At 61.8% G+C, this 9,394-nt stretch carries 7 protein-coding genes and 1 pseudogene; all 8 read right to left on the reverse strand.

Translation table 11 applies throughout. From position 1 onward, the window contains the following. Positions 1-45 precede the first annotated feature (45 nt). Entirely contained in the window at positions 46-186 is a 141-nt protein-coding gene (gene cydX / locus AC1RTQ_RS22770; protein WP_003053063.1) for a cytochrome bd-I oxidase subunit CydX, read from the reverse strand. Positions 187-290: 104 nt separating this feature from the next. Continuing rightward, on the reverse strand, positions 291-1,445 hold the full coding sequence (gene cydB, locus AC1RTQ_RS22775) for a cytochrome d ubiquinol oxidase subunit II (RefSeq protein WP_302089743.1): 1,155 nt from the start codon (positions 1,443-1,445) through the stop codon (positions 291-293). Positions 1,446-1,458: 13 nt separating this feature from the next. Then, a complete protein-coding gene (locus tag AC1RTQ_RS22780) occupies positions 1,459-3,048 on the reverse strand; it encodes a cytochrome ubiquinol oxidase subunit I (protein ID WP_492879125.1) in 1,590 nt (529 codons plus the stop codon). Between the two features lie 31 nt (positions 3,049-3,079). Further along, on the reverse strand, positions 3,080-4,804 hold the full coding sequence (locus AC1RTQ_RS22785) for an amino acid ABC transporter ATP-binding/permease protein (RefSeq protein WP_492879127.1): 1,725 nt from the start codon (positions 4,802-4,804) through the stop codon (positions 3,080-3,082). Then, positions 4,801-6,534, reverse strand: a complete 1,734-nt coding sequence (gene cydD, locus AC1RTQ_RS22790) for a thiol reductant ABC exporter subunit CydD (RefSeq protein ID WP_492879130.1) — start codon at positions 6,532-6,534, stop codon at positions 4,801-4,803. The genes AC1RTQ_RS22785 and cydD overlap by 4 nt, the downstream gene beginning before the upstream one ends. Before the next feature lie 240 nt (positions 6,535-6,774). Then, positions 6,775-7,731: an NAD(P)H-dependent flavin oxidoreductase gene (locus tag AC1RTQ_RS22795; protein ID WP_302089739.1), complete on the reverse strand. Its 957-nt coding sequence runs from the start codon at positions 7,729-7,731 to the stop codon at positions 6,775-6,777. 282 nt (positions 7,732-8,013) lie between these two features. Beyond that, positions 8,014-9,144: an ABC transporter substrate-binding protein gene (locus tag AC1RTQ_RS22800; RefSeq protein ID WP_492879132.1), complete on the reverse strand. Its 1,131-nt coding sequence runs from the start codon at positions 9,142-9,144 to the stop codon at positions 8,014-8,016. 140 nt (positions 9,145-9,284) lie between these two features. Continuing rightward, positions 9,285-9,394: pseudogene (locus tag AC1RTQ_RS22805) on the reverse strand (electron transfer flavoprotein subunit alpha/FixB family protein); the annotation flags it as partial.

Genomic DNA, 9,394 nt, shown 5'->3' on the forward strand with positions numbered 1-9,394 from the left:
GCCCGGTCAGCGCAAGCCGACCGGGCTTTTCCTCGTCTTGGCGACTCAGGCGTCCGGCAGCGACTTGGTTCGCTCCAGAAGCTTGCGACGCGTTGCCTCGTCATCCATCAGCTCGAACCAGATCGCATTGAGCACAGCAAAGGCTGCTGCCAGCGGCAGACCCAGCAACCAGGCGAAATACCACATAAATTTCCTTTCATTCGGCCCATCCAATGCATGGGCCAACAATATTCGAATCGCCCCTCACACAGACTGAAGAACGCAGCAGAGCGTCTGAGGGGCATCCCATCTCAATACGAGTGGCCCTGGCCGGTCACGATGGCTTTCACGTCCACCTTGCCTCGCAGCACCGAGTACACCCAGCTGGTATAGGCCAGGATCAACGGCAGGAAGATCAGCACGCAAACCAGCATGATGAACAGCACGACATGGCTGGAGGACGAGTCCCAGACCGTCAGACTGAAGCGTGGATCAATGCTGGAGGGCAGGATCATGGGGAACATGGCTGCGCCCACAGTCAGGATGATTGCGGCAATCGCCAGGCCGCTTGCCATCAGCGCCAGCCACTCGCGACGGCTGCGCAAGCCGATGGCCACGATCAGCGGCATGAGCAGACCGATACCAGGCACCAGCCAGAGCAAGGGATAGGACTTGAAGTTGGCCATCCATGCACCGGCCGCCACGGCTGCAGTCTTGTTCAAGGGGTTGGAGGGACCGACGGGGTTGATCTCGCTGGTAATCACATAGCCGTTGATGCCCGTAGCCAGCCACAGGCCGGCGGCCGCAAACAACACGGTGGTCAACACGGCAAACCATGTGCCGTACCTGGCAGCGCGGCTGGCGACTTCGCCTTCGGTCTTGAACATCAGCCAGGCCGCACCATGCATGAGCAGCATGGACAGCGAGACCAGACCGCACAGCAGTGCGAAAGGCGTGAGCAGACCAAAGAAGCTGCCATCGTAGTAAATGCGCATATCGTCACCCAGACGAAATGGCACGCCGAGAATCACGTTGCCCACGGCCACGCCGAACAGCAGGGCAGGCACCAGGCCCGTGATGCACAGCACCCAGTCCCAGCGGTTGCGCCAGGCCGCATCTTCATGTTTGCTGCGGAACTTGAACGCCACGGGACGCAGGATCAGCGGCACCAGCACAGCAAACATGGCCAGGTAAAAGCCCGAAAAGGACACGGCGTAAAGCTGAGGCCAGGCTGCAAAGATGGCGCCGCCACCCAGAATCAGCCACACCTGATTGCCTTCCCACACGGGGCCGACGGAGTTGATGGCCGTGCGGCGCTCGACATCGGTCTTGGCCGTGGCCCGCAGCAGGCCCATGGCGCCAAGATCGAAGCCGTCGGTGACGGCAAAGCCCACCAGCAGCACGCCGAGCAGCAGCCACCAGATGAGGCGCAGCACGTCATATGAAATCAGTTCATGCAAGATCATTTGATTGCTCCTCTCAGCTTTGGCCGCGTGCCAGCTTCTTGATCATGGGTTCGTAGAGGCTGAGGTGGGGTTCGCTCTCATGCTCGGGGCCCTTCTTGATGGCCTTGACCATCAGCTTGAGCTCGATAACCAGCAGCACGGTATAGATCAGCACGAAACCGGCAATGGTCAGCAACAGCGTCTTCGCACCCAGATTGGAAACCGCCATGGCCGTGGGCAGCACGCCTTCGATGATCCAGGGCTGGCGACCCAGCTCGGCCACCACCCAGCCGCATTCGGCGGCAATCCAGGGCAGCGGAATCGAGAACACGGCAACCTTGAGCAGCCAGGGGTAGGCATCAAGCCTGTGGCGGGCAGCCAGCCAGAAGAAGGTGCCGGTCAGCATGATGAAGAACATGCCCAGGGCCACCATGATGCGGAAGGTCCAGAACAGCGGCCCCACCGGCGGCACGGTATCCGTTGCCGCCTGGTGGATCTGCGCTTCGGTCGCCTTGCGTGGATCATCCACATAGCGCATCAGCAGCAGGGCGTAGCCCAGATTGGCGCCATTGTTCTCAAACCGCAGGCGTGCCTCGGCGGGAATCTCGGCATCGGTCCTGGCCTTGCGAATGGTCTGCAACGCGTCGTAGGCGTCGATACCGTTGCGGATATTGCCCTCGGCGCTCTTGACCAATTCGTTGATGCCGGGAATTTGGGTGTCCAGCGAACGCGTACCGATCAGGCCCATGACCCACGGGATGTGGACGGCAAAGTGGGTCTCGCGTGCCTCGCGGTCGGGGAAGCCAATGGCCGTGAAAGAGGCCGGTGCGGGCTCGGTCTCCCACATGGCTTCGATCGACGCCAGCTTCATCTTCTGGTGTTCGGATGACAGATAGCCGGATTCGTCACCCAGCACCACCACCGACAGCGAAGCAGCCAGACCAAAGGATGCGGCCACCGTCATCGAGCGCTTGGCCAGATGGATGTGACGCCCCTTGAGCAGATACCAGGCCGAAATGCCCAGCACGAACAGCGAGGCCATGACGTAGCCCGCCGACACCGTGTGCACGAACTTGGCCTGCGCCACGGGATTGGTGAGCACGGCAAAGAAGTCATTCACTTCCATGCGCATGGTCTGGGGGTTGAACGTCGCCCCCACGGGGTTCTGCATCCAGCCATTGGCGACCAGAATCCACAGCGCCGAGAAGTTGGTGCCTACAGCCATCAGGCAGGTGACGATCAGGTGCTTGACCTTGGAGAGGCGATCCCAGCCAAAGAAGAACAGGCCGACAAAGGTCGCCTCCATGAAGAAGGCCATCAAACCCTCGATCGCCAGCGGCGCACCAAAGATGTCGCCCACATAGTGGCTGTAGTAGCTCCAGTTCATGCCGAACTGGAACTCCATCACCACGCCGGTTGCCACACCCATGGCGAAGTTGATGCCGAACAGCACGCCCCAGAACTTGGTCATGTCGCGCCAGATGGCACGTCCGGTCATCACATACACCGTCTCCATGATGGCGACGAGTATGGACAGGCCCAGTGTCAGCGGCACAAACAGAAAGTGGTAGAGCGCCGTTATCGCAAACTGCAGTCGCGATAAATCGACGATATCGAGGTCCATGGTCAGGTCCTTTCTCTCGGTACTTCAAAAATCAATCGGAAAAACATATGTACTGCGGTGCAACAGCACCCAGCGCATCGGGTCGCAGCCTTGCCATCAGCTGCTCAAACTCTGGGGTGCCACGCAGGGCTTGCGCCCTCACCTGTCCTGCCTGCAGATACACAATGCGGTCGGCGAGGCTCGCCTCACGCTGCCAATGCGTGGCAAAAATCAGCGTTCGCGCACCACACTCAGCCGCCTGCACCAACCGCTTCAGCACATCGGCAGCAGTGACGGCATCCAGTCCCTCGGTCACCTCATCGAGCAGCCAACAGCGGTCTGGGCTCAGCAGCAGTCTGGCCAGTGCCAGCCGGCGCGACTGGCCTCCGGACAGACCCATGCCTCCTTCACCCAGCATGGTGTCCAGCCCCTGTGGCAGGGCCATGACGTCGCTTCTAAGACCTGCAGCCTGCAGGACGCTCCACAGTTGCTCGTCGTCGGCATCGGCATCTGCAAGCCTCAGGTTGTTGCGCAGGCTGTCCTGAAAAAGCTCGGTTCGCTGTGTCATCCAGCTGCAGCTGCGGGCCTGAACCACGCCTTCGTGCGGCTGCAGCTCACCCGCCATCAAATGCAGCAAACTGGTCTTGCCTGCACCGCTGCTGCCGATCAGCGCCACGCGCTCGCCCTGGCGCACATTCAGGTCTATCGGCCCCAATTGACGAAGCCGGACAGCCTGCAGGCTGACGGCCAGCTTCTGCATGGGCTGCTGCGGGTTCTCTGCCGCTTCGACCTTGGCCGCCAGCGGCGGAGCCAGCCTGCGCAGCGCCAGCCAGGTACGCCCGGCCTGCTCTGCCCCTCTGCGCAGAGCTGCAAACGGCTCCATTGCCGACAGTGCCAGCAAAATACCCAGCGCAGCAACCGGCGCGTTGATGCGCCCCTGCTCCATCAACCAGGCCATCAGCAGCACGGATGCGCTCAAGGTAATGGCAGACACCGCACCATAAGCCTGGGCGGCAGCAGCTTCGGATTGATAAAGCCGCTCATCGGCCTGGGCGCAGCGCGCATCGCTGTGCAGCACTTGCTGCACCTGGGCAGGCAACTGGCCTGCCATCAGCAGCTCGGTCTGACCGGCAACCAGATCCACGGTCTGGGCGCGCATGGCTTCCAGCGCCATGGCGCGGCGTACGGCGGCTTTGCGGCTGCGCAAACCATGCCACAGGGCAATGCCCCAGCCAGTCAGCAGCAGCCACGCCAGGGTCAACAGACCCAGCCACCAGCGCATGACTCCGTAGGCCAGAGCCGCCAGCAAGGCCGCGCCCAGCGCCGCTACGGCAGGCACCAGCAGGCGCAGATAAAGATTGTCCAAGGCATCTACATCGGCGGTCAGACGCTGCAACAGCCTTGCCGGGCGCTGCAGCAGCAGGCGGGCACCCTGCGGGCGAGCCCAGCTCAGAAACAGTCTCTGGCGCAAAGAGGCCAGCACGGCCAGCGTGGCATCGTGGGTTACCAGGCGCTCGGCATAGCGGGCACCGGTGCGGCCCACGGCGAGCAGGCGAATGCCGGCCGACGGCATGAACACATCGAACACCAGGGCTGTGGCTGGCACCAGCCCGGCCAGGGCCGTGGCCGTGATGAACCAGCCCGACAAGCCTAGCAAAGCCATGCCCATCAGCACAGTGAGCGCTGCCAGGGCGGCTCCACCCAGCCAGAGCTTGCGCTGCGCCATCTGGCCCAGCGTGGCCAGCATCTCGCGCATTGAAATGGCTTGCTGCTTCATGCGCTCTGCTCCTGCACTCGTCGCAGCAGCGGCAGCTCGATCACGCGATCCATGGCCGCGGCTAGCTGCGCATCGTGGGTGGCGACCAACATGGTGCGCCCCCTGGCCAGATGGCGCAGAGACTGCGTGATCTGGGCGGCTGTCTCGGGATCAAGATGAGCAGTAGGTTCATCGACCAGCAGCAGTCCGGCCTGCGTCTGCGCGGCCATGCGCGCCAGAGCCAGCCTCACCACCTCGCCACCGGAAAGACCTGCACCGCCCTCACCCAGGCTTGCGCCTGGGCGATGCGCCAGGGTCTCATCGAGCGCCGCCTGCTGCGTGGCTTGGGCAACCTGCTCGGGCCCTACAGAGCTGCGCCCCAGCGCGATATTGCGCGCGGCCGAGCCAGCAAAGACATGGGGCAGCTGACCCAGCCAGGCCATGCGCTGGCGCAGCTGCGTTGCGCTGTGGGCATCGAGCACTCTGCGATCGACCTCGATACGGCCTTGCTGCACCGGCAAAAGGCCGGCAATCTGCGCCAGCAACACGGACTTGCCGCTGCCGCTGGGACTCCACAGCGCCACATGCTCTCCAGCCTCTATCTGCAAAGACAGGGGGGCGAGCCGGGAGTCGCTGCCCGGCGCCTGAACCTCAAGGTCGGTAATGCAGACGGACACAGGCCGGACAGGCGATAAGGCTGCCTTTACCGGAAGCACCGGATCGACGAGATGCTGTGCACCGACAATCTGCACGGACTGAGCCTGCATGCTCTGCAAGGTCTGCAGTGCTGCCTCGCCGGCGGCCCTGTCATGCCAGACGGCCGAGAGATCGCGCAGCGGCTCGAAGAATGCCGGTGCCAGCAGCAGCACGAACATGGCCTGACCCAGACCGAGCTTGCCGCCCCAGGCGCCGAAATTCAGCGTGCCCAGCAGGTGAAAGCCTATGTAGACGGCCACCATGGCTACGCCCAGCGCCGAGAAAAGCTCCAGCACCGCAGAAGACAGAAAGGCAATGCGCAGCACGCGCATGGTGCGGGTGCGCAGGTCTTCGGCATGGTCACGCAGCCGCTGGCCCGTCAGCTCAACGGCATGCAGAGCACGCAGCGTGCTCAGGCCGCGCAGGCGGTCCAGCAAGAACGCGTTCATATGGCCCAGTTGCAGCATCTGCTCTTCGCTGGCCGCCTTGGCACGCCAGCCCACGATCGCCATGAAGAGCGGAATCAGCGGCGCGGCAACCATTAAAATTAGAGCCGCTACCCATGACTGCAAGGCCACGGCAGCCAGAATCACCAATGGCAGCAGACGCACACGCCACATCGCGCTCTGGTAACGCGCCAGCCACGGAACAATGGCCTCGGCCTGCTCGGCCATGGCGCTGGCGGCCTGACCCGAGGCTGGTCGGCTTTTGTCCAGCGGCGATGCCTGAGCCAGCGACTGCGCCACCCGTGCGCGCAAGCTGCTGAGCTGCGCGCGCGCTGCACGGTTGGCCAGCATGCCGCCATGACCTTCTGCCCAAGCTCGCAGCAAGCCCAGCAACAACACGCCCGCCGCCATGGGCCAGACGGCCGCCATGCCCTGACCATTGGCCATGAGTTGCACAGCCCAGGCCAGCAAGGCTGCCTGCGGCAGCCATATCAGCCCGGCAAACACCTGCCACACAGCACCCGCGCTGGGGCGACGGATGACGCTCGCCAACTGGGCATGTGCTGTATCGGTCCGATTGTCGGAGGAGGAAGAAGGGGTGTGTTGCATTTCTCAATTTTCAGTATTTACTGAAATTAACGGAATACTACTCTTCTTTTGACAATCATCATGACTTGATATGCAAAAGCCAATTGCAGGACCAGGCCTACATTGATACGCATCAATTCCGATGTGATTTAACAAGGGTTAACCCTTGATAAAGTCGTGCTTGAGCAACATCAAGCGAGCAAGCTGCCCATAAAAAACGGCGTCCGAAGACGCCGTTGGCACCAAAGATAGTGAACTGCCTCAGGCAACCAGCAGGCTTGCCTTGGCGTCGGCGTACTCACGCTTGAGGCGAGCCACCAGCTCCGCCGTGGACTGCACCTTGTCAATGACACCGATGCCCTGGCCGCAGCCCCAGATATCCTTCCAGGCCTTTTGCGCACCGCCGCCAAAGTTCATCTTGCTGGGGTCGGATTCAGGCAGGTTTTCCGGATCCAGACCGGCCGCACGAATCGAAGGCGCCAGATAGTTGCCATGCACGCCTGTGAACAGATTGCTGTAGACCACGTCGTCGGAGTTGCCCTCGACGATCGCCTGCTTGTAGGCTTCGACGGCGCGCGCCTCGTCCGTGGCAATGAAGGCCGATCCGATATAGGCAAAGTCCGCACCCATAGCCTGGGCCGCCAGAATCGAGCCACCCGTGGCAATCGAGCCGGACAGCGCCAGAGGACCGTCAAACCATTGGCGAATTTCCTGCACCAGGGCAAATGGACTCTTCACACCCGCATGGCCGCCAGCACCGGCTGCCACGGCGATCAGGCCATCGGCACCTTTTTCAATGGCCTTGCGCGCAAACTTGTTGTTGATGATGTCGTGCAGCACCACACCGCCCCAGCTATGCACGGCCTGATTCACATCTTCACGCGCGCCCAGGCTGGTGATGATGATGGGCACCTTGTACTTGGCGCAGACTTGCATGTCGTGCTCAAGACGGTCATTGCTCTTGTGCACGATCTGATTAATGGCGAATGGTGCCGAAGGACGATCGGGATGGGCTTTGTCCCAGGCAGCCAGAGTCTCGGTGATCTCTGCCAGCCAGTCCTCCAACTGCTCGGCCGGACGGGCATTGAGAGAAGGCATGGAGCCGACGATACCGGCCTTGCACTGCTCGATGACAAGCTTGGGATTGCTGATGATGAAAAGCGGCGAGCCGATGACAGGCAAAGCCAGCTTTTTGAGGGCGGGTGGCAGCTTGGACATGTGTTGTCTCCTTCTTCGTTTTATCAATAAAAAGGGCTGTAGCGTTTGTTCCAAATACGCAGGCAGCTCTTATTTCAGAAGCAGTTCGAAGGGCGGCTCACTGTTTGCACCCCTGTGCCGACGGTGAAGCCGTCCGACTGGCCTTGGCCAGTTTCGCCTGCCATGGCTCCACTCCCTGTCCCCAGGGCAACAGTTTTTGCCTTCTCTGTGCACGCAGGAGCATCGTGATGGGAGCGGCCGCAAAAAAGGCCTGAACGCGGTGCTGCGTCAGGCCTTGGTTTCTTACTGCGTCACGCGCCCGGCGGCATTGACGATGGACAGGTCCACATATTTGGACCCCACTTGCCCGGGCTTGAAGTTCACCCAGTAGCCGCCCAGGTCATAAGACTCCAGTCCGCGCAAGGCAGCACTCATTTTTTCCGGCGTCACCGGCTGGCTGCGACGCATGGCCTCCACGATGACCTTGGCATTCACATAGCCTTCCATCATGGCGAAACTCACCGGAACGTCCAGAGTCTTGCCTGCAGCAATCGTCGCATCGCGAAACTCCTTGTTGAGCTTGCCCGATACCTTGTAGGGACTGGGCACGACCTGGGCAATCGACAGACCGCTCATGTACTCCACAGGAAGACGCTTGGCCAACTGCTCGATATCGGCCTCGGCCGTGGCATAGACCTGAGCGGTACCGCCCTCCATGCGATATGCCTCGACAAATGCCGCCGTGGCAGGGCTGGAAGCCACCAACAGAATGGCCTGAGGCGAAGTCTTCGCGGCCTGCAGCTCCTGCACAGCCTTGTCCGTGCCGCCTCGGCTCTTGAGCATGGCCGATGCCACCAGCTTGGCCCCGCTGGGGTTCACGGCCTTGGTCACCAAAGCCGTCAGCTCCTGCGCATCGGGACGCTCCTCGAACACCAACGCCAGCCGCGTGATGCCTACGGTGGCCAGGTGCGTGGAAATCTTTGCGACCTGCTCGGCAAGCCCAGCACGCGTGGAGAACATCTGGGGAGATGCCAGTACACGGGTGTCCGTGCTCTGATAACCCACCAGCGGAATCTGCGAGCCATCCAGAGCCTTGCTTTGCAGCAAGGCCGAGAGATTGCGATTGCCGAAATAGCCTGCCAGTACCACGGGCTTGGATTCGCTCAGCAGCTTGCGCGTCTTGGCCACGGTCTCCTCGGGATGGCCCACATCATCGAGCACGGCCAGCTCCACAGGCTGGCCCTGCACACCACCTGCCTTGTTGATCTGGTCAAAGTACAGACGCATGCCCTGCGCATAGGCCCGCCCCTGACTGGCTTCGGCCCCGGACATCGGAGCTACCTGCCCTACCGTCCAGGCCTGCGCCACCAAAGCAGCACCTGCACACATGGCGACCAAACCGGCTCGCGCCAACACCCAATGCTTGCGATTCATTCAGAGTCTCCCTCTCCATCAATGCAGTGGGTATGAAGCGCCCATGCAACTGCCGAATTATTGTTGATGACCTGCCCTGTACGAGCCAGGCGCCCACGGAAAAAGAGGGGCTTGAAGCCCCTCTTTTGATGTGCGCCAAATTACAGCGCGTTGACCAGTTCGGGGACGGCCGTGAACAGATCGGCTTCCAGACCGTAATCGGCCACCGAGAAGATCGGTGCCTCCGGGTCCTTGTTGATCGCCACGATCA

The sequence above is a fragment of the Comamonas sp. GW821-FHT11H03 genome (assembly GCF_058807955.1).

Bases quoted from the DNA above. Each gene is read 5' to 3' on its own strand.
- cydB (WP_302089743.1), bottom strand. From the start codon at position 1,445: ATGATCTTGCATGAACTGATTTCATATGACGTGCTGCGCCTCATCTGG.
- AC1RTQ_RS22780 (WP_492879125.1), bottom strand. From the start codon at position 3,048: ATGGACCTCGATATCGTCGATTTATCGCGACTGCAGTTTGCGATAACG.
- cydD (WP_492879130.1), bottom strand. From the start codon at position 6,534: ATGCAACACACCCCTTCTTCCTCCTCCGACAATCGGACCGATACAGCA.
- AC1RTQ_RS22785 (WP_492879127.1), bottom strand. From the start codon at position 4,804: ATGAAGCAGCAAGCCATTTCAATGCGCGAGATGCTGGCCACGCTGGGC.
- cydX (WP_003053063.1), bottom strand. From the start codon at position 186: ATGTGGTATTTCGCCTGGTTGCTGGGTCTGCCGCTGGCAGCAGCCTTT.
- AC1RTQ_RS22800 (WP_492879132.1), bottom strand. From the start codon at position 9,144: ATGAATCGCAAGCATTGGGTGTTGGCGCGAGCCGGTTTGGTCGCCATG.
- AC1RTQ_RS22795 (WP_302089739.1), bottom strand. From the start codon at position 7,731: ATGTCCAAGCTGCCACCCGCCCTCAAAAAGCTGGCTTTGCCTGTCATC.